22 protein-coding genes, 1 tRNA gene, 1 other RNA gene and 2 pseudogenes are annotated in these 25,394 nt (G+C 70.8%); 8 read left to right on the forward strand and 18 right to left on the reverse strand.

Annotated elements, in window-relative coordinates:
• Nucleotides 1-225 precede the first annotated feature (225 nt).
• From O7607_RS07390 to O7607_RS07410, 5 genes are all read right to left on the reverse strand, one after another.
• Nucleotides 226-705, reverse strand: a complete 480-nt coding sequence (locus O7607_RS07390; protein WP_269701977.1) for a hypothetical protein — start codon at nucleotides 703-705, stop codon at nucleotides 226-228.
• A 162-nt stretch (nucleotides 706-867) separates the two neighbouring features.
• A complete protein-coding gene (locus O7607_RS07395) occupies nucleotides 868-1,722 on the reverse strand; it encodes a hypothetical protein (RefSeq protein ID WP_269701979.1) in 855 nt (284 codons plus the stop codon).
• 23 nt (nucleotides 1,723-1,745) lie between these two features.
• Complete coding sequence (locus O7607_RS07400; protein ID WP_269701981.1) at nucleotides 1,746-2,060, reverse strand: PadR family transcriptional regulator; 315 nt, start codon at nucleotides 2,058-2,060, stop codon at nucleotides 1,746-1,748.
• A gap of 182 nt (nucleotides 2,061-2,242) precedes the next feature.
• A tRNA-Ala gene (locus tag O7607_RS07405) sits at nucleotides 2,243-2,315 on the reverse strand.
• Between the two features lie 89 nt (nucleotides 2,316-2,404).
• Nucleotides 2,405-2,995 (reverse strand): YqgE/AlgH family protein, encoded by a 591-nt coding sequence (locus O7607_RS07410; protein ID WP_018787607.1) that lies wholly within the window; start codon nucleotides 2,993-2,995, stop codon nucleotides 2,405-2,407.
• A gap of 148 nt (nucleotides 2,996-3,143) precedes the next feature.
• Between O7607_RS07410 and O7607_RS07415 the strand changes: the two genes are divergently transcribed.
• The 3 genes from O7607_RS07415 to O7607_RS07425 all read left to right on the forward strand — a co-directional run bounded on the left by O7607_RS07415 (nucleotide 3,144) and on the right by O7607_RS07425 (nucleotide 7,140).
• A complete protein-coding gene (locus O7607_RS07415; RefSeq protein WP_269701983.1) occupies nucleotides 3,144-3,944 on the forward strand; it encodes an S-methyl-5'-thioadenosine phosphorylase in 801 nt (266 codons plus the stop codon).
• Nucleotides 3,945-4,053: 109 nt separating this feature from the next.
• Nucleotides 4,054-5,646, forward strand: coding sequence for a benzoylformate decarboxylase (gene mdlC / locus O7607_RS07420; RefSeq protein ID WP_269701984.1), 1,593 nt, complete (start codon nucleotides 4,054-4,056; stop codon nucleotides 5,644-5,646).
• Nucleotides 5,647-5,772: 126 nt separating this feature from the next.
• The gene (locus tag O7607_RS07425; protein WP_269706888.1) at nucleotides 5,773-7,140 is read left to right on the forward strand and encodes an IS1380 family transposase; all 1,368 of its coding nucleotides are present in this window, start codon (nucleotides 5,773-5,775) and stop codon (nucleotides 7,138-7,140) included.
• A 147-nt stretch (nucleotides 7,141-7,287) separates the two neighbouring features.
• Here the strand turns inward: O7607_RS07425 and O7607_RS07430 are convergent, their stop codons facing one another.
• The 9 genes from O7607_RS07430 to pruA form a co-directional block, all read right to left on the reverse strand.
• Nucleotides 7,288-8,232 carry a hypothetical protein gene (locus O7607_RS07430; protein WP_269701986.1) on the reverse strand — a complete coding sequence of 315 codons (945 nt, stop codon included), beginning with the start codon at nucleotides 8,230-8,232 and terminating at the stop codon, nucleotides 7,288-7,290.
• A gap of 38 nt (nucleotides 8,233-8,270) precedes the next feature.
• Nucleotides 8,271-8,699 carry a hypothetical protein gene (locus O7607_RS07435; RefSeq protein WP_269701988.1) on the reverse strand — a complete coding sequence of 143 codons (429 nt, stop codon included), beginning with the start codon at nucleotides 8,697-8,699 and terminating at the stop codon, nucleotides 8,271-8,273.
• 176 nt (nucleotides 8,700-8,875) lie between these two features.
• Nucleotides 8,876-9,251: a transfer-messenger RNA gene (gene ssrA, locus O7607_RS07440) on the reverse strand.
• A gap of 103 nt (nucleotides 9,252-9,354) precedes the next feature.
• Nucleotides 9,355-9,834, reverse strand: coding sequence for an SsrA-binding protein SmpB (gene smpB, locus O7607_RS07445; protein WP_030501421.1), 480 nt, complete (start codon nucleotides 9,832-9,834; stop codon nucleotides 9,355-9,357).
• Nucleotides 9,835-9,967: 133 nt separating this feature from the next.
• Nucleotides 9,968-10,843 carry a permease-like cell division protein FtsX gene (ftsX, locus tag O7607_RS07450; protein WP_091418746.1) on the reverse strand — a complete coding sequence of 292 codons (876 nt, stop codon included), beginning with the start codon at nucleotides 10,841-10,843 and terminating at the stop codon, nucleotides 9,968-9,970.
• A gap of 64 nt (nucleotides 10,844-10,907) precedes the next feature.
• Nucleotides 10,908-11,588 carry a cell division ATP-binding protein FtsE gene (ftsE, locus tag O7607_RS07455; RefSeq protein WP_013284225.1) on the reverse strand — a complete coding sequence of 227 codons (681 nt, stop codon included), beginning with the start codon at nucleotides 11,586-11,588 and terminating at the stop codon, nucleotides 10,908-10,910.
• 118 nt (nucleotides 11,589-11,706) lie between these two features.
• A complete protein-coding gene (prfB, locus tag O7607_RS07460) occupies nucleotides 11,707-12,828 on the reverse strand; it encodes a peptide chain release factor 2 (RefSeq protein WP_128137586.1) in 1,122 nt (373 codons plus the stop codon).
• Between the two features lie 45 nt (nucleotides 12,829-12,873).
• Nucleotides 12,874-13,389, reverse strand: a complete 516-nt coding sequence (locus O7607_RS07465; protein WP_216932198.1) for a PadR family transcriptional regulator — start codon at nucleotides 13,387-13,389, stop codon at nucleotides 12,874-12,876.
• Nucleotides 13,390-13,524: 135 nt separating this feature from the next.
• Nucleotides 13,525-15,153 (reverse strand): L-glutamate gamma-semialdehyde dehydrogenase, encoded by a 1,629-nt coding sequence (pruA, locus tag O7607_RS07470; protein WP_269701995.1) that lies wholly within the window; start codon nucleotides 15,151-15,153, stop codon nucleotides 13,525-13,527.
• 375 nt (nucleotides 15,154-15,528) lie between these two features.
• Between pruA and O7607_RS07475 the strand changes: the two genes are divergently transcribed.
• Nucleotides 15,529-16,536, forward strand: a complete 1,008-nt coding sequence (locus O7607_RS07475; RefSeq protein WP_269706910.1) for a hypothetical protein — start codon at nucleotides 15,529-15,531, stop codon at nucleotides 16,534-16,536.
• A gap of 2 nt (nucleotides 16,537-16,538) precedes the next feature.
• Here the strand turns inward: O7607_RS07475 and O7607_RS07480 are convergent, their stop codons facing one another.
• Nucleotides 16,539-17,048 (reverse strand): DUF6912 family protein, encoded by a 510-nt coding sequence (locus tag O7607_RS07480; RefSeq protein WP_269701996.1) that lies wholly within the window; start codon nucleotides 17,046-17,048, stop codon nucleotides 16,539-16,541.
• 195 nt (nucleotides 17,049-17,243) lie between these two features.
• Here O7607_RS07480 and O7607_RS07485 point away from each other — a divergent pair, with 195 nt between their 5' ends.
• Nucleotides 17,244-17,471 carry a helix-turn-helix domain-containing protein gene (locus O7607_RS07485; protein WP_269701998.1) on the forward strand — a complete coding sequence of 76 codons (228 nt, stop codon included), beginning with the start codon at nucleotides 17,244-17,246 and terminating at the stop codon, nucleotides 17,469-17,471.
• A 94-nt stretch (nucleotides 17,472-17,565) separates the two neighbouring features.
• Nucleotides 17,566-18,144: an Rv3235 family protein gene (locus tag O7607_RS07490; RefSeq protein ID WP_269702000.1), complete on the forward strand. Its 579-nt coding sequence runs from the start codon at nucleotides 17,566-17,568 to the stop codon at nucleotides 18,142-18,144.
• 382 nt (nucleotides 18,145-18,526) lie between these two features.
• Here the strand turns inward: O7607_RS07490 and O7607_RS07495 are convergent, their stop codons facing one another.
• From O7607_RS07495 to secA, 3 genes and pseudogenes are all read right to left on the reverse strand, one after another.
• On the reverse strand, nucleotides 18,527-19,606 hold the full coding sequence (locus O7607_RS07495; RefSeq protein WP_269702002.1) for an IS110 family transposase: 1,080 nt from the start codon (nucleotides 19,604-19,606) through the stop codon (nucleotides 18,527-18,529).
• 448 nt (nucleotides 19,607-20,054) lie between these two features.
• Nucleotides 20,055-20,204 (reverse strand): annotated as a pseudogene (locus O7607_RS30560) (SEC-C metal-binding domain-containing protein); the annotation flags it as partial.
• A 107-nt stretch (nucleotides 20,205-20,311) separates the two neighbouring features.
• Nucleotides 20,312-22,964, reverse strand: a pseudogene (gene secA, locus O7607_RS07500) (preprotein translocase subunit SecA); the annotation flags it as partial.
• 169 nt (nucleotides 22,965-23,133) lie between these two features.
• Here secA and O7607_RS07505 point away from each other — a divergent pair.
• Together O7607_RS07505 and O7607_RS07510 are read left to right on the forward strand one after the other, a co-directional pair.
• Complete coding sequence (locus O7607_RS07505; RefSeq protein ID WP_269702005.1) at nucleotides 23,134-24,291, forward strand: GNAT family N-acetyltransferase; 1,158 nt, start codon at nucleotides 23,134-23,136, stop codon at nucleotides 24,289-24,291.
• A complete protein-coding gene (locus tag O7607_RS07510) occupies nucleotides 24,288-25,394 on the forward strand; it encodes a GNAT family N-acetyltransferase (protein WP_269702007.1) in 1,107 nt (368 codons plus the stop codon). The genes O7607_RS07505 and O7607_RS07510 overlap by 4 nt, the downstream gene beginning before the upstream one ends.

Below are 25,394 nucleotides of genomic sequence, written 5' to 3' on the forward strand. Positions count from 1 at the left end.
CTCGGCGCAGCCAGTAGGGATCATCGGCCAACTCCGGCCCGCGCCGTTCAGCGACCGGCCCTTCGTCAGGCCATGGACGCAATCGACAGGACAAGTGCTGAATTTCCGCAACCGTCAAGCCCATTTCCGACAGGTCGCCGGGAGCGTATCAGCGATAAGCAAATGCGCCGGGTGAGCGTCGCAGCTGGTCGACGATTTTGCCGGCCAGCTGCGACGACCCTCAGATCAGCCGAGCGAGACGTAGCAATTTACGCCGTCTGATTCGCGGTAGCAGTGAGCATTCTCGTTGTCCTGAATCCGGGTGTAGACGTTAGCGCCCACTCGACGCCAGGAGCCGTCGCGGGATTGCACCCAGTACGCCTCGCTCTGCATCGTGAAGACATCGGTGTCGTTCCAGACGGTCCAACTGTAAGTACGGCCGTTCATGCTGGCAGTTGTGCAGTTGTTGTTGCTGTCCAGGTAGTTGTAGGTCGAGCCAGCGTTCTTGTTCCAGACATCGCAGTTGCCGCCCTGCCCATTCGGGCTGAAGCTGAGGCCCTTGGCGATGACCAGGCCCTGGATGCTGTCATGCCGGATAACGTCTCCGCCCACGACCATCGGCTGAACGTCGTCCGAGGACGCCGGAAGCGGCGCAGAGGGGGCGGCCGAGGCAGGGCCACCGAGGACCGCCGTCCCCAGCGAGGCGACAGCGGCCAGCGCCACCAACGATGGAGCGGATCGGAACTTGATAACAGACATGTGCATCCTCCCGTGACGGCGATCTGGATCTCAGAGCGCCACGAGAGATTTTCGCATGCGCATGCTTCGCTGCGCTGCCCCGCCCGTACGATCAGTAGTCATTTTTTTCGATGGTCCGAAAAATCCGAATCATCTCACCGCAGGGACAGGCGTGGTACGCGGAACACGACGAGCAATGGCACCCGCGAGAGACAAGGTGAATGCGGTACAGGTGGTAAGCAAAGCGGGAAGGCCCTTGAGTTGCTCAGCCAGGTCCGCGGCGGCGCCGGGCGAACCGAAGTCGTATGCCGCCAGGGTCATCGGATACCACCAGTAGGACGCCGGTGCGCCATCCGTCGAGTCGAAGGCAGCGTAGGCGACAAAAGTCAAATCCAATACGGCGATTCCTGCGATGACCATCGCAAGAAGGACGAAGGACCACGGAAGTCGTGGCGTGAGTCGCGCCACGACCATCACCAGTGCGGTCAGCAGCAGTCCCCACGAGACGGTAGCGGCGGCGACGGCCAGCCTGGCTTCTCCGAGAGCCTCCCCCACAATGGGAACCGACGACAGGGCGAGGATGCCGGAGGCAAGTAGAGCCGGAACGATCCACAGCCAGCGCGACATTGATGGCTCCCGGCTCACCCGCCACCCCAGCCAGGCGGCGGCGGCGATCACCGGCACGACGCCGAGCGCAGTCACCGAGGCAACGACCGCCTGACTGGCACCCCCGTCGATGGTGGCCACGACAAGGATGCTGACGGACGCAGCAATCAGCAGCGCCACGCCGAGCACCAGTGGAACAACCAGCACACCGGCCGCCCTGGGTACGCGCGAGCGCGACTGTGGCACGGACATAAGGCTCCCCTGCTCGATGAGGGCACACCACGCGACGTCGGCAAGGTCGCGCGCCGGCCTGGACGATTCGGTCAACAACTCGGCGATCTCCTCGCCGTAACGCTCACGAACAGCCTTCGGATACATCGCCAACGCCAGGCGCACCATAGAAGCTCGTCGAACGGCCAGCATCACGCCAACCCCAGACGAGTCAGGCCTCGTGCTGCCACTGACCGCATGCGCCGCAGCTCGACGCCGAGCGCCTCCCGACCCGCGGTCGTCAGCTGATAGGGCTTACGTCGCTCAAGCGCGGGCAGGGCCTCGATATAGCCATGTTCCTCGAGACGGCGGATTGCACCGTACAGGGTCCCAGGTCCTGGGCGCTCACTGGTCAGCTCGGCGATATCTCGCTGAATGGCGTAGCCGTGCGCCGGGCCGGCGGCAAGGCTGATCAAGATAAGAAGAGCCGGTTCGGAGAATCGTCCAAGGTCAGAGAGGCCTACCATCGCGCCCTCCTATTACGTTGAACGTAGCATCCATCGACGGACAGGCAGTGTCAAGCCCTCGGCGCGAGGGAGGAGGGGAGGAAGACGTGCAACGGAACGAGGCGAACCGGCTTTCCTGCACCCGGTTCCAGAGACGACGAAGGGCGCCCGCCGCTTCCGACAGACGCCCTGATCGCTAAGGGTGGAGCCGAGGGGACTCGAACCCCTGACCCCCACACTGCCAGTGTGGTGCGCTACCAGCTGCGCCACGGCCCCTTGCGGTCGTCCCCGGTCGCCCGGGCACGGAGAGAACTATACACACGCCGCCCGGCATGGTCATCTCGCGGGGGTGCCCCGCACCCGACTCAGTTCAGTGCCACGTCCGGCGGGAAGTGGGCCACCGCCGCCATCATGCCGCCCTGCCGGCGCAGCACCATCGGCCAGAGATCATCCGGCCGGTCGACGAAGGCGTCACCGGGCAGGGCGTCGAACACGAACCAGGAGCCCTCCTCGATCTCACGCTCCACCTGCCCGGCACCCCAGCCGGAGTAGCCGGCGAACACCCGGATCCCGCCGACGGCCTCGCGCAGCTTCTCCGGGTCGACCGAGAGGTCGATGGTGCCGACCGCGCCGGAGACGCGGTGGAAGCCCTTGACCGGGCGGACGGGGTGTCGCATGCGGGCCAGGCAGATGGCCGAGTCGGGCTGCACCGGGCCGCCCTCGAACAGCACCGCCGGGTCGCCGGCCAGGTCGCTCCAGTCGCCGAGCACGTCGGCCACCGAGACCTCGGTGGCCCGGTTCAGCACCACCCCGAGGGCGCCGCCGGGTTCGTGGGCGACGAGCAGCACGACCGTACGGTCGAAGTTCGGATCCTTGAGCCCGGGTGTCGCGACCAGCAGTCGTCCGGTCATCGACTCCATGGCTCGGCCACCGATCGCCTGCCCCTCACCCTGCATCTCCGACACCCGTCAGCCGTGTGCCCGTACGGGCCCGAGGCTGTCGACCGTCCACCCTGTCAACGCCATGTCACGCACCATAGCCTGCGTCCGGCCCGCTGGTTAAGGTCTGACGGCGGGTGATCGCGACGGATCGAGGGAGGGCCGGATGGCGGCGCAGGCCGAACTGGCGGTGATCGGCGGGTCGGGTCTCTACGCCCTGCTCGACGGGGTGGAGCACGTGGTGGACACCCCGTACGGCGAGCCGTCGGGTCCGATCACCGTCGCCGAGGTGGGCGGTCGGCGGGTGGCGTTCCTGCCCCGCCACGGGCGCGATCACCGCTACCCGCCGCACCTGATCCCGTACCGGGCGAACCTGTGGGCGCTGCGGTCGCTGGGCGTACGCCAGGTGCTGGCACCCTGCGCGGTGGGCGGCCTGCGGCCGGAGCTGGGTCCGGGGACGTTCGTGGTGCCCGACCAGTTGATCGACCGCACCAGCGGGCGCACGCAGACGTACTACGACAGGGGTGCGGTGCACGTCTCGTTCGCCGATCCGTACTGCCCGGCCGGGCGGCGCACGCTGCTGGACACGGCGGCCGGGCGGGGCGTACCGGCGGTGGACGGCGGGACGGTGGTCGTGGTCGAGGGTCCGCGCTTCTCGACCCGAGCGGAGTCACGCTGGTTCGCCTCGATGGGCGGCACGATCGTCAACATGACCGGCCACCCGGAGGCGGTGCTCGCCCGCGAGCTGGCCCTCTGCTACACGTCCATTGCGCTGGTGACGGACCTGGACGCGGGCGTCGAGGCGGGCGAGTCGGTCACCCACGAGGAGGTGTTCCGGGTCTTCGCGGAGAACACCGACCGGCTGCGCGGGCTGCTGCTGGACGCCGTCGCGGCGCTGCCGGCCGAGCGGGAGTGCGAGTGCGGGAACGCGCTGGACGGGATCAAGCTGCCGTTCCCGCTGCCCTGAGCGCGGGAAGCGCCCGAAAAGCCGGCTTCGGCCCGATAGATTCGGCTGGTCGGGGGACAGGGCACCGGGCCGTCTCCGGCATCCGCGCGTGGAACGGAGGCAGCCGGCGATGGCGACGGTGCGGGAGGCGACCTACGACCTGCTGCGCGCACTCGGCCTGACCACTGTCTTCGGCAACCCCGGCTCGACCGAGGAGCCGTTCCTGCAGGAGTTCCCGGCCGACTTCCACTACGTGCACGCGCTCCAGGAGGCGTCGGCGGTCGCGATGGCCGACGGCTACGCCCAGGGCACCGGCCGGCCCGCGCACGTCAACCTGCACACCGCTCCGGGCACCGGCAACGGCATGGGCAACCTGGTCACCGCCTGGCACAACCGGACCCCGCTGATCGTCAGCGCCGGCCAGCAGATCCGCGAGATGCTGCTGATCGAGCCGCGCCTGGCCAGCCCGCGGGCGGTCGAGCTGGCCCAGCCGTACGTCAAGTGGGCCCACGAACCGGCCCGCGCGCAGGACATCCCGGCGGCCTTCATGCGGGCGTACGCCTCGGCGGTGCAACCCCCGGCCGGGCCGGTGTTCCTCTCCCTGCCGATGGACGACTGGGACCGCCCGGCCGATCCGCCGCCGCAGGTGCGTACCGTCGCCACCCGGATCGCGCCGGACCCGGACCGGCTGCGCGGCTTCGCCGAGGCGCTGGCCGCTGCCCGCGCTCCGGCGCTGGTGCTCGGCGCGGCGGTGGACCGGTCGGACGCCTGGCCGGAGGCGGTCGCGCTGGCCGAGCGCCTGGCCGCGCCGGTCTGGGCCGCCCCGGCGCCGGAGCGGGCCGTGTTCCCCGAACGGCATCCGCACTTCCGGGGCGTGCTGCCGTACGCGATCGGGCCCTTGTCGGAGGCGTTGCGCGGCCACGACGTGGTGCTGGTGGTGGGCGCGCCGGTGTTCCGGTACTACCCGCATGTGCCGGGCGACTACCTGCCCGGCGACGCGCGGCTGCTGCACGTCACCGACGACCCGGACGAGGCGGCCCGCGCCCCGGTCGGGGAGAGCCTGCTCGGCGACGCCGGGCTGACCATGGCAGCGCTGTGCGAGCTGCTGCCGCCGACCGACCGCGCCGCGCCGTCACCGCGCCCGCAACCGGCCCCGCCGGAGCCGACCGACCCGCCGAGCGCCGACGCGCTGTTCGCCGCGCTGGCGGACGCGTGGCCGGCGGACGGGGTGCTGGTGCAGGAGTCGCCGTCCAACCTCGCCGCGCTGCGCCGCCGGCTGCCGATCGAGCGGCCGCGCTCGTACCTGACGATGGCCAGCGGCGGCCTCGGCTTCGGGCTGCCGGCGGCGGTCGGCATGGCGCTCGCCGAACGCGACACCGGGCGTGGCCGCCCGGTGGTCGCGGTGGTCGGCGACGGCTCGTTCCACTACTCGGTGCAGGCGTTGTGGACGGCGGCGCGGCTGCGACTGCCGCTCGCCGTCGTGGTCCCGGTGAACCAGCAGTACGCGATCCTGAAGGCGTTCGCCGAGCTGAAGCACACCCCCGGTGTGCCGGCGCTGGACCTGCCGGGACTGGACGTCACGGCGGTGGGGCACGGCTACGGCTGCGCCGGTGAGGTGACCACGCTCGACGGGCTCGGCGCGGCACTGGAGGCGGCGCTCACCGCGGACCGGCCGACGGTGCTGCCGGTGCCGATCAGCACCGACGTGCCACGGATCCTGTGAGCCTCAGCCTGAATCCACCGGGGTGTGGTCGGGGTAGGGCGTGTTGAACGAGTGAGGGTGCTTCCTGAGCAGGGAAAATCGTGGTTACCACACCAATGATTCACCTACGCAAGGAGCACCCTCGTGGTGTCAGCATCGCACAGCTTGGATCGGCTCGTTGTCAGCGCGGATGACGGTAATGCCGTGTCGGATGCGGGTCTGCTGGTGGCGGCGTCGTTGGGGCAGCGGCTGGGTCTGCCGGGGCTGTTGCGGGAGCATGTGACGGTGCCGGGCAGTCTGGGCGCACATCCGGACGACAAGTGCCTGACGGTGATCCACTCGCTGCTGGCCGGTGGGGACTGCATCGATGATGTGGCCGCGTTGCGGGCGGGGTCGACCCAGGCGGTTCTAGGTCACCGGGTGGCGGCGCCCTCGACGGTCGGGTCGTTTCTGCGGGCGTTCGGGTTCAATCACGCCCGGCAACTCGATGTGGTCGCCCGTCGGTTGCTGGCCCGGGCGGTGACCGTGGGGGCGTCACCTGGCCTGACCGAGTCGGTGACGGTGGACATCGACTCCACGCTGTGTGAGACGTTCGGGTTGGGCAAGGCCGGCGCGCGGGAGGTGATGCGCACTGGCCGGCGGGGCTATCACCCTCTGCTCGCGGTGATCGCCGGCACCGGCGACGTCGCGCACGCCCGGCTGCGAAGGGGCCGGTCCAACGACGCCACCGCCGCGCCGGTGTTCATCAAGGAGACCATCGGCCGTATGCGGGCCGCCGGCGCAGCCGGGGAACTGGTTCTGCGGATGGACTCCGGGTTCTACCTGCACGACGTGGTCGCCGCCTGCCGGGCCGCCGGGGTGCGGTTCTCCATCGGCGCCCGCATGATCGGCAACCTGAAGCACGTCATCCCCGCCATCGACGAGGACGCGTGGACCCCGATCGACTACTTCCTACCCGGCGCCGCCGTCACCGAGATCGCCTGGACCCCGTTCACCCAGGACACCCGCGGCCACGACCGACCCGACCCGGCCCCGGTCCGGCTGATCGTGCGCCGCACCCCCTGCACCGACGCGTTGGCCCGCAACACCGGCCGCGCCACCCAGCAGGCACTGTTCCCCGTCTACGACTACCACCCGTTCATCACCGACCGCGACGGACCGATGCTCGACCTGGAAGCCGACCACCGCCGCCACGCCGAAGTCGAACTGGCCATCCGCGACCTCAAACACGGCATGGGCCTGGCCCACCTGCCCACCAAAAGCTTCGGCGGCAACGCCGCCTGGCTGGTCCTGAACACCATCGCCCACAACCTGACCCGCTGGACCGCCCGCCTCGGCCTCGGCCTGCCCCGCGTCACGGCGAAGACCATCCGCCGCAAGATCTACACCGTCGGCGCACGCCTCACCCGCACCGCCCGCCGCCTCCACCTGCACCTACCCCGCGCCTGGCCCTGGGCCGACACGCTCCTCAACGCCCTGCACCGCATCCGCAGCCTGCCCCCACCCGCCGGCTGACCACACCAACACCGACCACCACGACCAGGACCACGGAGCAAGCCGGGCAGACCGGCAGACCTACCCTGCCCAGCACTCCCACCCATCAGCAACAGTCAATCCCACGCACCGACACGCCCATCTCACCAACCACCGGTGGATTCAGGCTCAGCCGGGCTGGACGATCAGCGGGGCGCCGCTGCCGGCGTCGAGCACCACGCGCCCGCCCACCGGCGCGGCGAGCGTGACGCTCACCGGCTTCATCACCAGCTGCATGGTGCACGGGCCGGTGGGCGAGACCACGGCGCCGCCGATCACCACCACGTCCGGCCGTTCCAGCACGAGCGGGGTGGGCGGACTGTCGCAGGCGCCGACGCCGAGCACGTAGTCGATGCGGTTGCCCTCGACCGCCCGCAGCTGCTGCGCGGACACCAGGCCCGCCGGGAGCGGCGTGCCGGGCACCGCGCCGCCGGGAACCCGGCCGGTCACGCGCGGCGCGACAGCGACCCGCGCCACGGGTACGGCCAGCTCGTCCACTGTGAACAGCCAGGCGGGCACCTCGGCACGCCCTCGGCTGGTCCACATCGGCGCGCTGCCCAGCCGTACCCCGGTCACGGTGAGCGCGACGCACGGCGTCGGCGCCGACGTCGACACCGGGTCGTTCGGGCCGGGCCGCCCGGTCGGTGCCGGGTCCGGCGCCGCCGGCCGCCCGTCGCACGGCGGTGGGTCGCCCTGACGGAGCTGGGCGTACGCGTCGGCGGCGCTCACCAGCGGCACCCGCAGTGTGCCGTCGGGGAACCGGATCGTGCCGTCCTTCGGTACGGCGGCCGGGATCGGGATCTGGTCCCGGTACCAGCCGGCGCTGAACGCCGTCTTCGCCTCGTCGCTGGCGCCCGGGTCGCCGGTGAGCACCGTCGGCTCCTGAAGCGGCACGTACCCGTCGCGCCAGCCCGGCACGGGTCGCCAGCCGGCGGCCACCTCCTGCGCCCGCTCGGTGAACGCGGGGCGCTGGTCCGGGCCGGTGGGCGGCGTCCGGACGGGAGCGGCGCCGGGCGTGGCGCAGGCGGAGAGGGCCAGCAACGGGATCCCGAGCAGGGCGAGCACACGACGCATACCTCTTGGACGCGAGCCGGTCCCGGACGGTTCCGCGCTCAGTCCTCGCCGCCGAGATCGGCCTGGTACGCCTCCCAGAGCAGGTCCGCGCCGTGCCGCCGGTGCCGGTCGAGCGCACGCAGCAGGTCGCGGGTGCGCGCCCGCACCTCCGCGGCGGACACCCCGGGCAGGCGTACGGCGTGCTGGAGCGCGGCGAGCGCCGCGCCGATCGCGGCGTGCTCGCCGACGAGCAGGCGTACGCCCCGGTCCAGGCGTGGCGCGGCGCGCACCAGGTCGGCGTAGTGGCCGCCGGCTCCCTCGGTGACGCGGACGTGCTCGGTGAACCCCCGCCGGACGGGGTCCAGATCGGTGAGAAGTCGCTCCCGCCAACGCGGCCCGGCTATGGCCAGCGCCCGCCCGAGGGCGCGCAGGTCACCGGAGGCGCTCGGGAGCACGGCGGTCGGCTGCTGGATCGGACTGGTGACCATGGGACACCTCCCGCTGCTGGGTGCGAACCCGTATGGCGATGGTGGACCCGGTTTCCGGCGCTGTCCAGCGGTCGGCGCCGCCTCATCTGTCCCTCTGGCCCCAGCGGCCACAGAGGGCCCAGGAGCCTCAGACGACTGTGCGCCCCGGTCCGGGTGGACGGGGCGCACAGTCTGTGTGGTGGAGGTGCCGGGAATCGAACCCGGGTCCTTCGCCGGTTTGTCAGGGCTTCTCCGAGCGCAGCTCGCTGTGCCTCTACTCGGCCCCACCGCTCACGCGAGCAAGTTGGTGTGACGGGCCCAGTCGCTGATTGATCTCGCCGCACGGACCCCGCGACCGGGTCCGATTGGCCAGCCTTCTAGCTGATGCCGGCTAACTGGGTCGAAGGCGCTCCCAGGCCGACAGACTTGCTACTCGCCTCAGGCGGCGAGAGCGAAGTCAGCGCGATTGTTCTTGGCGCTTATTGGTTTCCGACGACCGATTCTCGAGACGACGTCGGCTTCCTCGGCTCGCTTCCCCTGTCGCTGCGTACGAAGTCGAAACCAGTCACCCCCTCGTAGCGCTGCCCCTGTCGGCAGCACACCAAGCCTAACGCCTGGCGCAACCGGTTTCATCCCGAGGCCCACCCGACGCGGACTACCGGACGAACCGGACGAATCACTCAGCCATGCCCTTGCCGCGCCGGCCCACCGCCCGGGCGATCTCCTTGGCGGCGTCCCGCTTCGCCAGGTCCTGGCGCTTGTCGTACGACTTCTTACCCCGGGCCAGGCCGATCTCCACCTTCGCCCAGCCGTCGGAGAAGTAGACCTGCAACGGCACCAGCGTCAGGCCGCTCTCCTTGAGCTTGCCCAGCAGCCGGTCGATCTCGATCCGGTTGAGCAGCAGCTTGCGGGTGCGCCGGGGCTCGTGGTTGGTCCAGGTGCCCTGCGCGTACTCCGGGATGTGCATGGCGTGCAGGTAGATCTCGCCGTCGCGCTCCTGGGCGAACGCGTCCACGAGCGACGCCCGCCCGGCCCGCAGCGACTTGACCTCGGTGCCGGTGAGCGCCATGCCCGCCTCGTACGTGTCGAGGATGGCGTAGTCGTGGCGTGCCTTCTTGTTGGAGGCGACCACCTTGCGACCCTTTTCCCGTGGCATCGGCGCCACCCCCTTCCTGATCGACTCGCCGGCCACCGGCCGGCGAGCGGAGATCATGCTACCGGAACCACAAGGGCCCTTCCGCGCCGTTTATTCCGGCGCGGAAGGGCCCTCGGTGAGCCGTACGAGGTGACTAGACCCGCAGGTAGAAGCGGAGCGTGACCCAGGCGGTGACCGCGCTGACCACGCCACCGACGGCGGCCATCAGCGGGAAGGTCAGGAAGATCTCGGACCAGGAGATCGGGGTGATCAGGCCCTCCAGGGCGGCCATCGAGCTGCCGGCCGCCACCACCTTCACCCCGATCAACGCGAGCAGGCCGAGGATGGAGCCGAACAGACCGGCCACCACCGCCTCCAGCACGAACGGCGCCTGGATGAACCAGTTCGACGCGCCGACGAGCTTCATGACCGCCACCTCACGCCGCTTGCTGTAGGCGGCGACCTGGATGGTGTTCGCGACGAGCAGCAGGGCGGCGATGGCCATCACGGTGGCGATCGCCAGCGCTCCGTTCTGGAAGCCGCTCAGCACGCCGAAGACCTTGTCGAGCAGCTTGCTCTGGTCGACGATCGTGTCGATGCCCTCGGTGGCCTTGTACTTGTCGTAGATCGCCTTGTACTGCTCCGGGTCGTTCAGCTTCACCCGGTACGACTCGGGAAGCTGGTCCGGCTTGACGGCGCTGACCAGGTCCGGGGCGTCGGCGTACATCTGCTGGAAGCGCTCGTACGCCTGCTCCTTGTTGACGTACGTCGAGTCCTTGACCAGCGGGTCCTGGCCGAGCTGCTGACCCAGCGCGTCGACCTGTTCCTTGGTGGCATCGGTCTTCAGGAAGATCGAGACCTCGACGTTCTCGTAGTAGAGGTCCTTCATGTCGCCGACCTTCTGGTAGAGAAGGCCGCTGCCGCCCAGCATGAACAGCGACACCGCCATTGTGATGATCATGGCGATGGTCATGGTGACGTTGCGCCACAGCCCGACCAGTACTTCGGACAGGACGTACTTCATCCGCATCGGGATATCCTCCGGCTCTCCGGCGTGAGGTTTCGTCGTCAGGGTCTACGGAACGTCGTCCGGCTCAGCCGTAGACGCCCCGGGCCTGGTCGCGCACGATGCGGCCGCTCTCGATCTCGATGACCCGGCGCCGCATCTGGTTCACGATGTTGGAGTCGTGCGTGACCATCACGACGGTCGTGCCGGTGCGGTTGATCCGGTCCAGCAGGCGCATGATCTCGATCGAGGTGTCCGGGTCCAGGTTTCCGGTCGGCTCGTCGGCCAGCAGGATCAGCGGCCGGTTGACGAACGCCCGGGCCACCGCGACACGCTGCTGCTCACCACCGGACAGCTCGTGCGGGTAGCGGTGCTCCTTGCCGCCGAGACCGACCAGCTCCAGCACCTCCGGCACGACCCGGCGGGCGACCGCCTTCGTCTTACCGATCACCTCCAGCGCGAACGCCACGTTCTCGTACGCGGTGCGGTTCGGCAGCAACCGGAAGTCCTGGAAGACGCAGCCGATGGAACGCCGGAAGTGGGGTCGCTTCCAGGAACGCATCGACGTGACGTCCTTGCCGTTGACGACGACCCGGCCCTTGTTGGGCGTGACCTCGTGCAGCAGCAACTTGATGATGGTGGACTTGCCGGAGCCGGATGGACCGATGAAGAAGACGAACTCGCCCTTCTCGATCGAGACGGACACGTTGTCGAGCGAAGGCCGGGACGCCTTCGGGTACGTCTTCGTCACTTGCTCAAGCTGAATCACGGGTCGGTAGTCTACGCGGTGTAACCGCAGAGCCAAGCCCCACGCCCCGCAGAAGCGGTGCGCGTCATCGATTTACCCGGTCAGACCGAGATCGATGACGCGCTGCGTCCAATCGTGATCACGCACTGTCAGCGCTGAGCTGCTGCTGCTTCCGCCAGCGGATTCCCGCCTCGATGAAGCTGTCCAGGTCACCGTCGAAGACCGAGGACGGATTGCCCGTCTCCTGTTCGGTACGCAGATCCTTCACCATCTGATACGGGTGCAGGACGTACGAGCGCATCTGGTCGCCCCAGGAGCTGGTGCTGCCGGTCTTCAGGCCGGCCAGCTTCTCCTCCTCCTCCTGCCGCTTGCGCTCCAGCAGCCGGGCCTGGAGCACCCGCATCGCGGAGGCCTTGTTCTGCAGCTGGGACTTCTCGTTCTGGCAGGTCACCACGATGCCGGTGGGGATGTGGGTCAGCCGCACCGCCGAGTCGGTGGTGTTGACGCTCTGCCCACCCGGCCCGGAGGACCGGTAGACGTCCACCCGGACCTCGTTCTCCGGGATGTCGATGTGGTCGGTCTGCTCGGTGACCGGCAGCACCTCGACCCCGGCGAAGCTGGTCTGCCGGCGGCCCTGGTTGTCGAACGGGCTGATCCGCACCAGCCGGTGCGTGCCGGACTCCACGCTCAGCGTGCCGTAGGCGTAGGGCACCTTCACCGTGAAGGTGGCCGACTTCAGGCCCGCCTCCTCGGCGTACGAGGTCTCGTAGACCTCGGTCGGGTAGCCGTGCCGCTCGGCCCAGCGCAGGTACATCCGCAGCAGCATCTCGGCGAAGTCGGCGGCGTCCACGCCACCGGCGCCGGCCCGGATCGCGACGAGCGCCTCCCGCGAGTCGTACTCGCCGGAGAGCAGCGTGCGGACCTCCATCTCCTGGATGGCCTTGGTCAGCCCGGCGATCTCCGACTCGACCTCGGTCAGCACGCCCGGGTCGTCCTCGGCCTGGGCCAGCTCCAGCAACACCCCGGCGTCGTCGAGCCGGGAGCGCAGGTCACCGAGCTTGGTGATCTCGCCGTTGACGTACGACAGCTGCGACGTCACCTGCTGCGCCTTGGCCTGGTCGTCCCAGAGGTCGGGCGCGGAGGCCTCCTGCTCCAGCCGGGCCTTCTGCTCGCGCAGCTTGTCGAGGTCGAGCACAGCCTCGATGTTGCGCAGCGTGGCGTCGAGTTCCTTGAGCTGTTCGGCGTAATCGGCAGCGGTCACGACAGACAAGACTACTGCGTCGTTCCGTCAACCTGTTGCAGGTGGTCAGCCGACCGGCGCGGTCTTCAGCCAGGACAGCGCCGCCTTGTGGTAGGCGACGGCGAACTCCAGCGCGCTGGCGTCGTAGCTGTCGCCTTCCTTCTTGGCGTTCTTGACCTGCTCCCGCACCGCCGCCAGGGCCTCGGTGTGGTACTCGTTCGCCGAGGCGTACAGGTTCTTGAGCTGGCTCGACGAGTGCAGGTTGCCGAACGCGATCCGTAGCGCTATCGGGTTACGGATGGTGTCCTTGCCGGGATTCTCCGCCAGCCAGCGGGAGAATGTCCGTTTCCCGGCCGCCGTCAGCGCGTACGGCTGGCTCATCCGCGGCCCGGGCTTACCGAGACGCACCAGACCCTTCTCGGCCAGGACCGGCAGCTCCCGGTAGACCTGACTGCGGGTCATCGACCAGTACGGCGCCAGCCGGCGCTCAGCGGCGGCCATCAACTGGCCGCCAGTCATCGGGCCGTCGTGCAGCAGACCGAGCAGAGCTGCTGCCGTCGGGTTGACTCCGGATTCCGCCATGCCCTCTAAGCTGCCACTTTGTCGGCTCTGGCGTCCAGGATTTGCTCATTTCGGCACCCGATGACGGGTCCGATGTGCACTGTCGGATGAGGAAGAGGGCCCGCCCCGGCCGGGACGGGCCCTCCGGCGAGTGCCTCAGCCCATGTGCGGGTAGCCGTGATCGGTCGGCGGAACGAACGTCTCCTTGATCGTCCGCGGCGACATCCAGCGGACCAGGTTGTGCCAGGAACCCGCCTTGTCGTTGGTGCCGCTGGCCCGGGCGCCGCCGAACGGCTGCTGCCCGACCACCGCGCCGGTCGGCTTGTCGTTGATGTAGAAGTTGCCCGCCGCGTACCGCATCTTCTCCGCCACCTGGTCGACCACCCGGCGATCGGTCGCGAAGATCGACCCGGTCAGCGCGTACGGCGCGATCGACTCGGCCTGGGCGACCACCTCGTCGAAGCGGGCGTCGTCGAAGACGTGCACGCCGAGGATCGGCCCGAAGTACTCGGTGGTGAACGTCTCGTGCGCGGCGTCGGAGCACTCGAACAGCGTCGGCCGGACGAACCAGCCGACCGAGTCGTCGGCGGTGCCCCCGGCCAGGATGCGGCAGGAGTCGTCACCCTTGATCAGCTCCAGCGCGGCGGTGTGCCGGCCGAACGCCTTGTCGTCGATCACCGCGCCGCCGAAGTTGCTGAAGTCGGTCACGTCGCCGTAGGTCAGCGAGTCGGCGGTGGCGGCGAGCCGGTCGCGCAGCCCACCCTCCCAGATCGACCGCGGGACGTACGCCCGCGAGGCGGCCGAGCACTTCTGCCCCTGGTACTCGTAGGCGCCCCGGATCAGCGCGGTGTGCAGCGCGTCCACGTCGGCGCTGGTGTGCGCCACCACGAAGTCCTTGCCGCCGGTCTCGCCGACCAGCCGGGGGTAGCCCCGGTAGCGGGCGATGTTGTCGCCGACGGTCTTCCACAGGTGCTGGAACACCTTCGTCGAGCCGGTGAAGTGGATGCCGGCGAGATCCGGGTCGGCGAGGACCACCTCGGAGACCTCCTCGCCGCGCCCGGTGACCATGTTGATCACGCCGGGCGGCAGGCCGGCGGCCTCGAACAGGCGCATGGTGAAGTGCGCCGCGAACTGCTGCGTCGGGGACGGCTTCCAGACCACCGTGTTGCCGAGCATGGCCGGCGCGGACGGCAGGTTGCCGGCGATCGCGGTGAAGTTGAACGGGGTGATCGCGTAGACGAAGCCCTCCAGCGGCCGGTGGTCGAGGCGGTTCCAGACCCCGGACGAGGACAGCGGCTGCTCGGCCAGGAGCCGCCGGGCGAAGTGCACGTTGAAGCGGAGGAAGTCGATCAGCTCGCACGCCGAGTCGATCTCGGCCTGGACGGCGGTCTTGGACTGACCGAGCATGGTGGCCGCGTTGAGCGTGTCCCGCCAGGGGCCGGCCAGCAGGTCGGCCGCGCGCAGGAAGATCGCGGCCCGCTCCTCGAACGGCAGCGCGCGCCACATCGGGGCGGCGTCCTTGGCGGCCTGCACGGCGGCGCGGGCATCGTCGTGGGTGGCGTGCCCGGTGACGCCGAGGACGTGCGCGTGCTTGTGCGGCTGCACCACGTCGATCGACGCGCCGCCGGCCATTCGCCGCTCGCCGGCGATCGTCATCGGCAGCTCGATCCGCTCGGCGGCCAGTTCAGCCAGCCGCCGCTGGAGCCGTTCCCGGTCGGCGCTGCCGGGCTCGTAGTTATGCACCGGCTCGTTGAGCGGCTCGGGTACGGAGAACACGGCGTCCATCTCAGGCTCCTGGCGATCTCGACGGCGACGGCGAAACCGGACCCGCGGGCGCCGGCCGGGTGGCCGGACGCCGGACACCGCGGGGTGGGGCGGCGGCGGGACCTGGCCCGATTCTGTCACGAGGCGGCCCCGCGGGACGCGCCTGCCCGATACACCGGACAGCCCGGCCGTCTCCGGACCTTCGGCCGCAGCCCACCCACAACCGACGAAACATCGGAGTACGCGACAACACGTCGTTGATCCTTCGGCGCGCGTCGTCCGAGGGCGACCCGAGCCCCGCCCGCCCGAGCAGCGGCGGCACGCCGCGTACGCTGGATGACCGGTGACCTGCCCGGCCCGGCGCGGGGCGATCCGGCGACCGTCGAAGGGGAGACGATGAGCAACCAGCCCGGCAGCTCCGCGGCCGCGGAGACGGACGAGCCCGAGGCCGTCGAGCCGTCAGCCGGCGAGGCGACCACGGACGAGGCCGCCTCGACCGGGCGCCCGGAGTTCGCCCCCGGTGCCGTCGCGCTCGCCCTGGTCTCGATCGGCTGGCTCGCCGCCATGCTCTGGTCCACCCGCGAGGCGATCCACTCCACGGCTGCCGGCGTCACCGCGATCAGTCTCTCCGCGTACGCGCTGCCCGGCGTCATCACCGCGGCGCTCGTCACCGGCGCCACCGTCGCCCTGCTCGCGACCAACCGGCTGGGCCGCGCCACGCTCCGCTTCCTGGCCGCCGTCGGCACCGGCCTCCTGGTCGGGCTCGTCACCGCGGTGGCGATCAACCTGACGTACGCGGACAACGCCACCACGAACACCATCGCCGGCACCGCTGCGGCAGCCGCGATCATCGGCGGGGCGATGGCCGGCGCGCGCCAGGCCCGGGTGGTCGGCGCGATCACCCTCGCGACCCTCACCGCGCAGATCTTCGTGGTGCTGTTCAGCCGCGCCCGCGACCCGCTCTCCGACCTGTTCGGCGCCGGGGAGACCCAGCAGTCCGTGCTCGACGCGGCGAAGTGGGTCTCGCGTACCGAATCGTTGCTCGCCGGACTCCTCGCCGGCCTGGCCGCGTACCTCTATCTCACCTGGTCCCGGCGCCGGGCGGAGCGCCGCGACGGCGTGGCGTCGCCGCTGCGCTGGCCGGCGTACCTGGTGGCCGGAGCGGGCGCAGGCCTGCTCCTGCTGCTCACCGAGGTGATCATCCGGATCGGCGGGCGCGGGCTGCTCGACCTGGCCGCAGCGCTCAGCGAGGCCGACGAGGTGGCGCAGACCGCGCTCGGCACCTCGCGGGTGGACAACGGGATCTGGGTGCTCTTCGTCGGCGCGCTGACCACGCTCATCGTCTTCGGACGCACGCTCGACCCGCGCCCGCAGGACGACGACGAGGGCGAGCCCACGGCCTGACGTCAGCCGGCCCCGCGCAGCAGCAGGTCCAGCTCGGTCACGTCGTACCACTCCAGTTCGTGGTCCTCGGCGCCGTCGACGGTGAACTGGGCGTCCGGGTCGCCGGCCTGGGCCTCCACCACCACGTCGACGGCGGCGGCCACGTCCTCGACCGCGTCCGTGCCGTCCACGTGCAGCGCGGCGACCGACTTCACCGGCACCGGCCCGGCCGGCCGGACCACGCTCGACCCCAGCTCGCCGCCGACCCGCCCGACCGCACGGGCCGGCAGGTCGGCCGAGACCACCACCCGTCGTCGGGGCGCGGCGGGGTCGTGCCGGAGCAGGAGCAGCGCGTCCTGGGCGGCCCGGGTGAAGGCCACGTACTCCAGTTCCTCCTCGTCGCCCTCGGCGTACCACTCGCGCAGCTCCGGGGTCACGGCGTGCGCCGCCTCGGCGCTCAGCCCCTCCTCGCGCAGCCGGGCGAGCATGGGAACGGTCGCCGGCAGGTACACCCGGACAAGCTCGTCGGTCACCGGTCACTCCCACATTCAGGCCGATCGTCGGCGGACGCCGACTCCGGGCGCCGATCATGCCGTACGCCGAGACCGTCATACACCCGGCACCGGCGCGGGTGAAGTCTCCCGCCGGTGTGTCTCCCGAACGGGCACGCGGCGACGTCACCCGGTGATGGCAAACTTAAGCAAACGCAATCAACCCCGGGAGTCACCGTGGAGTCGAGGTTCCTGCTGCTGTCCGACGTCGCCGCCGAGCTGAACGTCTCGGACTCGCAGGTCTACCACATGGTCCGCAGCGGCGAACTGCCCGCGATCAAGATCGGCGGCCGGGGCCAGTGGCGGGTCGAGCGCGCCCGGCTGGAGGAATACATCGAGCGCAAGTACGCCGAGACCGCCGAGTGGGTACGCGGAAACCCGCTCGGCGACCGGGACGACGAGTGACTCCCCGCTGACCGTGGGCCATTGACGACCGTCACACACGTCCGGGAAGATGAGAGCTGTCGGAGGCAAACGAAGGCAAACGCAAGGATTTGAGATGGTCGACACCCGCCGTCCCCGCGCACCCCGCCCGCCGGTCCGTCTCCGGCCCGCCCCGCCGCTCGACCCGCCCTGCGTCGACGAGGAGCCGCTGTGGAGTCCCATCGGGCAGCTCACCCTCGACCTGACCGATCCGCGCCGAGGTGCCCCCGCACGCCCCGCCGGCCGCGCCCCGGACCCGGCGGCCGCCTGGCCACGCTGGACCGGCACCCCCGCGTCAGCCCTCGCGTCCGCCACGCCCGAGGGAGCCCGGGCCGCGCACCGGTTCGTCCGCACCTTCCTGGAGATCGTCAACGGCTTCCGGCCACCCGGCCAGCTCCGGCCGCTCTGCGTGCCCGAGTCGGCCGGCCCGGTCGCGGCCGAGCTGACCCGGGCGGCCCGCCGGGTGACCCCGGTCCGCCGCCGTACCGCCCGGCCAGCCCTGCTGCTGCGGCGCCTGCGGGTCTGCGAACCCCGAGCGGGTGCGGTCGAGGCCACCGCCGTGTTCGCCGGCGCCGGTGGCGCGAGCTGGGCCGTCGCGATACGCCTGGAACGCCGCCGAGGCGCCTGGCTGTGCCTCGTCCTCGACGTCCTCTGAGCCCTCGTCGTCGCCCGCGGACCTGGCTGGACGTGACGCGGCCACCCGAGCCGATCCGTGAGCGGACGCAGGCTCCCGGCTCCCGGCTCCCGGCTCCCGGCTCCCGGCTCCCGGCTCCCGGCTCCCGGCTCCCGGCTCCCGGCTCCCGGCTCCCGGCTCCCGGCTCCCGGCTCCCGGCTCCCGGCTCCCGGCTCCCGGCTCCCGGCGAGATCTTGGTACCAAACGGCCCCCAGAGGGGCCATTTGGTACCAAGATCTTCGCCAATCCCACCACGCGGAACGTGAGTCTCGCCTGACGGAAGGCTCGTCGCGGCAACCAGCCGCACGAGGATCTCCGGCCCACACCCGCGCCTCCACCGGCGGCGATCTGTGAGTGGGGGTTGTCAAGTGGTGCGGTGGTGGTTGGTGATGGTGCGGTAGATCTGTCGGGCGATGTAGCGCTTGAGGCAGCGGGTGATTTCTTTGGTGGTGCGGCCTTCGGTGCGGCGTCGGGTGATGTAGTCGCGGGTTTCGGGGTGGATGCGGCGGCGGGTGAGGGCGATGGTGTGTAGGGCGCTGTTGAGGGTTCTGTCGCCGCCGCGGTTGAGGCGGTGGCGGTTGGTGCGGCCGCTGGCTGCGGGGATGGGGGCGGTGCCGGCGAGGGTGGCGTAGGCGGCTTCTGATCGGACGCGGCCGGGGTGGGACCAGGCGGTGAGGGCGATCGCGGCGGTGACGGGTCCGATGCCGGGTTGGTCGAGCAGGGGTGGGCACAGGTGTGTGACGAGGGTTCGGAGGCGCCGGTGGTTGTCGGCGAGGGTGGCGTCGAGGGTTTGGATGTGCCGGGCGAGGGTGGTCAGTTCGCGGCGGCGGGTGTGTTCCTCGCAGGGCAGGTCGGTGGTTTCGGGTAGGTCGAGGGCGGCCAGGCGGGCGATCTGGGTGGTGGTGGACAGCCCGCGTAGCGCCTCGCGCAGGGTGTCGTCGGCGGTCAGGATCAACGCTTTGACCAGGTTGATCGTGGCGGTGCGGGTGTCGCTGTGGTGTCGGCGGCAGATCAGCAGCAGACGCAGTGCCTCGCGTGGTCCGTCGCTTCGGGGCACGGCGATGCGCTCAGCGGGCAGGGCAAGCACCGTATGGGCGGCGGCGACCGCATCCAGGTGGTCGGACTTGCCGCCCCGCCGGCGTGACGCGGCGGCGGGTTTGGGTGCCTCGCTGACCGCTTCACCGGCAGCGGTCAGCACCCGGCACAGCCCTTGACCGTGCGCCCGGGTTCCTTCCACCGCCCACAACCGGCGCCCCTGCGGTGGGGTGTGCGCGACGGCGAAGGCCAGCAGCCGGGCCAACCCGTCCGGGTCGGTGGGCACGGTGACCTGCGCCAGCACGGCGCCGAGACGGTCGACCACGGCGGCGGTGTGCGTGTCGGTGTGAGTATCGACCCCTACCACCACGTCGTAGCGATCCGCGACTCGCTCTACGATCCTTGTCATCTCGGATTGTTGCTCCTTAGCCAGCGACGACCGGGACAGTCGGCGTCGGCTCGGGAAGCAGTCACCACGGCGGCAGATCTGTGATGGGCCACGTGTGCTCGCACGGGCAGGCTTCTGATCAGGCCAGCAGGGTGGGCCGGGCCGGCGCCGACGATCACCCGGGGACAGGTCTTGCACAAGACACACCCGCAAACCGAGCGGCCGGATCGACGAAGAGTCACCCAAGTGATCATCGATGCCGAACCCTAACGGCAACCAGCCGAACCGATCACCACACACATAGAAGCGTCTTGCACTTTCGGTCCCCCGATAACGGCACGAAACGGGCACGATGAGGGCCGAAACTGCAAGATCGCGGGGCAGGTCGGGCGGGCGGGGACGGGCGAGGGCGGGGACGGGGACGGGCCCCGGCCGGGAGGCCGGGGCCCGTCGGGGCGCTCGTTCGGGGTCAGTTGCCGCCGTTGGGCGAACCGTGGCAGCGCTTGTACTTGCGGCCCGAGCCACACGGGCAGGGCGCGTTACGGGACGGGCCCTCGCCGCCGTCGACCTGGCCCGGGGCGGCCCGCCGGGCGGTGCTCGCCGCGACCGCCTGGCCGCTCGCCCCGGCCGCCGCACCCGGCGTGCGGCGCGACGTGGAGGCGGCCGGGCGCTCCGAGGACTGCTGGCCGATGCCGAGCGCCGGCGCCTGCTGCTCGGGCCGCTCGATCACCGGGGCTCCCCGGCCGGCCTCGCCGTCCACCGACGGCGCGGAGTACTGCAGGCCCTGCTGCTGCGGCGCGCGGTTGAGACCCTTGGCCCGGATCTCCACCGGCTTCTCCAGCAGTGCGACCTCCTCGGCCTCCGGCTCCGCCTCCTCGACCTGCACCTCCAGGTTGTAGAGGAAGCCGACCGTCTCCTCCTTGATGCCGTCCATCATGGAGGCGAACATGTCGAAGCCCTCGCGCTGGTACTCGATGACCGGGTCGCGCTGGGCGTACGCCCGCAGGCTGATGCCTTCCTGGAGGTAGTCCATCTCGTAGAGGTGCTCGCGCCACTTACGGTCGATCACCTGGAGCAGGACCATGCGCTCGAGCTGGCGTACCGCCTCCTCGCCGAGGTTCTCCTCACGCTTGTCGTACGCGGCGTGCGCGTCCTCCTTGAGGCGGGCGAGCAGGAAGTCCTGGTCGATGCCGGAGCGGGAACCGACCTCCTCCTCCAGCTCGTCGATGGTGATCCCGACCGGGTAGAGCTGCTTCAGGCTCGACCAGAGCTGCTCGAGGTCCCAGTCCTCGGCGTAGCCGTCGCTCGTCGCGCCGACCACGTACGCGGTCACCACGTCGTCGATCATGTTGCGGACCTGGTCGGACAGGTCCTCGCCGTTGAGCACCCGGAGGCGCTCGGCGTAGATCACCTGGCGCTGCTTGTTCAGCACCTCGTCGTACTTGAGGACGTTCTTGCGGATCTCGGCGTTCTGGCCCTCGATCTGGGCCTGGGCGCTCCTGATCTGGCGGGTGACCATCTTCGACTCGATGGGCACGTCCTCGGGGATGTTGAAGCGGTCCATCACCGCCTCGACCGCGCCGGCCCGGAAACGCTTCATCAGCTCGTCCTGCAGCGACAGGTAGAAGCGGGACTCGCCCGGGTCACCCTGCCGGCCGGCGCGACCGCGCAGCTGGTTGTCGATCCGGCGGGACTCGTGGCGCTCGGTGCCCAGCACGTAGAGCCCACCGGCGGCGGCCACCTCCTCCGCCTCGACGTCGCACGCCTGCTTCCAGGTCGGAAGGATCTCCTCCAGGGCCTTGGCGTACTCCTCCGGCTGCTCGACCGGGTCGAGCCCGCGCTGGCGCAGCTCGTTCGCGGCGAGGAACTCGGGGTTGCCGCCGAGCAGGATGTCCGTACCACGGCCGGCCATGTTGGTCGCGACGGTGACCGCGCCCTTGCGGCCGGCCTGCGCGACGATCTCCGCCTCCTTGGCGTGGAACTTCGCGTTCAGCACCGAGTGCGGGATGCCGCGGCGGCGCAGCATGTGCGACAGGATCTCGGAGTTCTCCACCGAGACGGTGCCGACCAGCACCGGCTGGCCCTGCTCGTGCCGCTCGGCGATGTCCTCGACGACGGCGTTGAACTTGGCCTTCTCGGTCTTGTAGATGACGTCGGGCCGGTCGAGCCGGACCATCGGCCGGTGCGTCGGGATGGTCACGACGCCGACCTTGTAGACCTTGTTGAACTCGCCCGCCTCGGTCTGGGCGGTACCGGTCATGCCGGAGAGCTTCTCGTAGAGGCGGAAGTAGTTCTGGAGGGTGATGGTGGCCAGGGTCTGGTTCTCCTGCTTGATCTCCACCCCCTCCTTGGCCTCGATCGCCTGGTGCATGCCCTCGTTGTAGCGGCGGCCGTGCAGGATGCGGCCGGTGAACTCGTCGACGATCAGGACCTCACCGTCGTTGACGATGTAGTCCTTGTCGCGCTTGTAAAGCTCCTTGGCCTTGATCGCGTTGTTCAGGTAGCCGACCAGCGGGGTGTTCACCGACTCGTAGAGGTTGTCGATGCCCAGGCGGTCCTCCACCTTGGCCACGCCGCGCTCGGTGATCGCGATGGTGCGCTTGGCGTAGTCGACCTCGTAGTCGCCCTCGCCGTCGGTGCCGGGCTGGAGCCGGGCCACCACCGTGGCGAACTCCTGGTACCACCGGGCGGAGTGCTCGGCCGGACCGGAGATGATCAGCGGGGTACGCGCCTCGTCGATCAGGATCGAGTCGACCTCGTCGACCACGGCGAAGAAGTGGCCGCGCTGGACCAGTTCGTCCTTCGACCAGGCCATGTTGTCGCGCAGGTAGTCGAAGCCGAACTCGTTGTTCGTGCCGTAGGTGATGTCGCACTCGTAGGCCGCGCGGTGCTCGCTGGCGGGCCGGTTGGGCAGCACCACGCCGACGCGCAGGCCGAGGAACTCGTGGACGCGGCCCATCCAGGCGGCGTCGCGCTCGGCCAGGTAGTCGTTCACCGTGATCACGTGCACGCCCTTGCCGGCGAGCGCGTTCAGGTAGACCGGCATGACCGAGGTGAGCGTCTTGCCCTCACCGGTCTTCATCTCGGCGATGTTGCCGAAGTGCAGCGCCGCGCCACCCATCACCTGGACGTCGTAGGGGCGCTGGCCGAGCACCCGCGAGGCGGCCTCGCGGCACACCGCGAACGCCTCGGGCAGCAGGTCGTCGAGGGTCTCGCCATCCTCGAGCCGCTCCTTGAACTGCTCGGTCATGGCGCTCAGCTCGTCGTCGCTGAGGTTGACGTAGTCGTCCTCGATCGAGTTGACGGCGGCAGCGATGGCCTTCAGCCGACGCACCATGCGGCCCTCGCCGGCGCGAAGGAACTTTTCCAGAATCGACACGGATCAACGCTCCCCTAGACGGTCTCGAACCATCGTAGGCGCTCCGACGCGACGATGGTCACTGGTGGCGGCGGTCCGGGCTCCGGAACCCGACATAACGCCGCGACCGTGCGCCACCGGCCGCTAATCGGGTTACGCCGTGCGCGAACGATCCGGCACGATGGCTCGGATGGAGCCTGTGGAGATCATCGAGGACGGCCTGCTGCTGCGCCCGTGGCGTGCGGAGGACGCCGACGCGGTGTACCGCGCCTGCCAGGATCCGGACATCCAGCGCTGGACCACCGTACCTCGCCCGTACCTGCCGGAGCACGCGACCGAGTACGTCACCACGATCAGCGCCACCGCCTGGGCCGAGGGCACCGGGGCGCTGTTCGCGGTCTGCGACGCCGGCACCGGTGAGCTGCTCGCCTCGTTCGGCCTGGTCTCCGTCGACCGCGCGCGGGACTCGGCCGAGGTGGGCTACTGGACCGCGCCGTGGGCCCGGGGCCGGGGCGTCGCGGTCCGCGCCACCCGCGCGCTCGCCCGCTGGGCGTTCGACGCGCTCAAGCTGCGCCGGCTCACCTGGCAGGCCGAGATCGGCAACCACGCCTCCCGGCTGGTCGCGCTGCGCGCCGGCTTCCGGATCGAGGGTGAGCTGCGTCTGGCCCACCCCTCCGAGGGTGGCCGGCCCGAGGGCTGGATCGGCTCGCTGCTCCCCGGCGAGGTCGCCGCTGCGGGCGACCCGGTCCCCTACGGCCCGGACACGCTCCAGGCCCGCCGCGCGGCGGTCTTCGGCCGGCCGCAGCCGGTCCTGTTCGCCACCGCCGGGGCCACCGAGCTGCGGCTGCGGGCGATGGAGGAACGCGACCTGGCCGCGGTGACCCGTACCTGCCAGGACGAGCAGACGATCCGCTGGACCACGGTGCCGCACCCGTACCGGCCGGAGCACGCGGAGGGCTTCCTGCACGACCTGGTGCGCCCGGCCTGGGCGCGGGGCGCCGCCGCGACGTTCGCCGTGGCCGACCCGGACGACACCTACGTCGCCTCGATCGACCTGCGCGTCCTCCCCAACGACCCGCTGGTGGCCGACGTGGGCTACATGACCGCGCCGCACGCCCGCGGCCGGGGCTACCTGCCGGCCGCGCTCACCGCTGTCTGCGCCTGGGGCTTCACCACGCTCGGCCTGGCCCGGATCGAGTGGCGCGCGAACGTGGGCAACACCGCCTCCCGGCGGGCCGCCGAGAAGGCCGGTTTCACCGTCGAGGGCACGCTGCGCGGCGGCGTCCAGCACCGCGGCGAGCGCCAGGACGCGTGGGTCGGTGCCCTGCTGCCGGGTGACCTGACGTGACGCCGGAGACGATCGAGGGGTACGGCGTACGGCTGCGGCCGTGCCACCTCGCGGACGTACCGGACATGGTGGCCGGATGCGCCGACCCGGAGATCCGCCGGTTCATGCCCCTGCTGCCCGACCCCTACGACGAAGACGCCGCCCGCTGGTGGATCACCGAGGGCGCGCCGGCCGCGTGGGCGGCGGGTGGGTCCGCGTACACGATTGCCGACCCGGACAGCGACCGGCTGCTCGGCAGCATCGGTCTGACCCGGCTCAGCGCGGAGCGGGCGACGTACGAGATCGGCTACTGGGTGGGACCGGCGGCGCGCGGCCGGGGCGTGGCAACGGCCGCCACCCGGCTGCTGACCGAGCGGGCGTTCGCCGCCGGGGCGGCCCGGCTGGAACTGCTCACCCGGACCGAGAACGTGGCAAGCCAGCGCATTGCCCTGGCCTGCGGTTACCGGCACGAGGGCGTACGCCGGGCGGCGGGCACGGACGGCGACGGCGTACGCCAGGATCTGATCGCCTGGGTGCGGGTGGCCGACGACCCGAGCGGGCCGGTCGCCCGCCTGCTGCCGGACCTGCCGGACGGCCGGCTCACCGACGGCGTGGTGACGCTGCGCCCGGTGGAGCCGGCGGACACGGACGCGCTGTACCGGCTGCACTCGCTGCCGGAGGTGGTGGCGAACCGGGTTCCGCCGGTGCCGCCGCAGCGGGCGGCGCTCGCGCGCCGCTGCCGGCTGGCGGCGAGCCGCTGGCTGGCCGGCGAGGCCGCTGACCTGGCGATCCTCGACGCGGCCACCGGTGCTGTCGTCGGCGGCTGCGCGTTGTTCTACGACGAGCCGGCCACCGGCCAGGCGATGATCGGCTACAGCCTGCTGCCCGAGGCGCGCGGGCGCGGGCTGGCGGCCCGGACGGTACGGCTGGTCGCCGGGTGGGCGTTCGGCATCGGGGTGGCCCGGCTCTGGGCCGGCACACGGCCGGACAACATCGCCTCGCAGCGGGTGCTGGAACGGGCCGGCTTCCGGCGGGAAGGGCTGTTGCGCGGTCGGCTGCCCGGCCCGGACGGCGTCCGTGTCGACTCGGTGGTCTACGGCCGGCTGGCCGCCGACGAGAACTGA

This window comes from Micromonospora sp. WMMA1949, from assembly GCF_027460145.1.
GTDB lineage: Bacteria > Actinomycetota > Actinomycetes > Mycobacteriales > Micromonosporaceae > Micromonospora.

What these genes read in the sequence shown, in the direction of transcription:
- O7607_RS07395 (WP_269701979.1), bottom strand. Translation starts at nt 1,722, where the DNA reads ATGGTGCGCCTGGCGTTGGCGATGTATCCGAAGGCTGTTCGTGAGCGT.
- O7607_RS07400 (WP_269701981.1), bottom strand. Translation starts at nt 2,060, where the DNA reads ATGGTAGGCCTCTCTGACCTTGGACGATTCTCCGAACCGGCTCTTCTT.
- O7607_RS07410 (WP_018787607.1), bottom strand. Translation starts at nt 2,995, where the DNA reads ATGCAGGGTGAGGGGCAGGCGATCGGTGGCCGAGCCATGGAGTCGATG.
- O7607_RS07415 (WP_269701983.1), top strand. Translation starts at nt 3,144, where the DNA reads ATGGCGGCGCAGGCCGAACTGGCGGTGATCGGCGGGTCGGGTCTCTAC.
- mdlC (WP_269701984.1), top strand. Translation starts at nt 4,054, where the DNA reads ATGGCGACGGTGCGGGAGGCGACCTACGACCTGCTGCGCGCACTCGGC.
- O7607_RS07430 (WP_269701986.1), bottom strand. Translation starts at nt 8,232, where the DNA reads ATGCGTCGTGTGCTCGCCCTGCTCGGGATCCCGTTGCTGGCCCTCTCC.
- O7607_RS07435 (WP_269701988.1), bottom strand. Translation starts at nt 8,699, where the DNA reads ATGGTCACCAGTCCGATCCAGCAGCCGACCGCCGTGCTCCCGAGCGCC.
- smpB (WP_030501421.1), bottom strand. Translation starts at nt 9,834, where the DNA reads ATGCCACGGGAAAAGGGTCGCAAGGTGGTCGCCTCCAACAAGAAGGCA.
- ftsX (WP_091418746.1), bottom strand. Translation starts at nt 10,843, where the DNA reads ATGCGGATGAAGTACGTCCTGTCCGAAGTACTGGTCGGGCTGTGGCGC.
- O7607_RS07465 (WP_216932198.1), bottom strand. Translation starts at nt 13,389, where the DNA reads ATGGCGGAATCCGGAGTCAACCCGACGGCAGCAGCTCTGCTCGGTCTG.
- pruA (WP_269701995.1), bottom strand. Translation starts at nt 15,153, where the DNA reads ATGGACGCCGTGTTCTCCGTACCCGAGCCGCTCAACGAGCCGGTGCAT.
- O7607_RS07475 (WP_269706910.1), top strand. Translation starts at nt 15,529, where the DNA reads ATGAGCAACCAGCCCGGCAGCTCCGCGGCCGCGGAGACGGACGAGCCC.
- O7607_RS07490 (WP_269702000.1), top strand. Translation starts at nt 17,566, where the DNA reads ATGGTCGACACCCGCCGTCCCCGCGCACCCCGCCCGCCGGTCCGTCTC.
- O7607_RS07495 (WP_269702002.1), bottom strand. Translation starts at nt 19,606, where the DNA reads ATGACAAGGATCGTAGAGCGAGTCGCGGATCGCTACGACGTGGTGGTA.
- O7607_RS07505 (WP_269702005.1), top strand. Translation starts at nt 23,134, where the DNA reads ATGGAGCCTGTGGAGATCATCGAGGACGGCCTGCTGCTGCGCCCGTGG.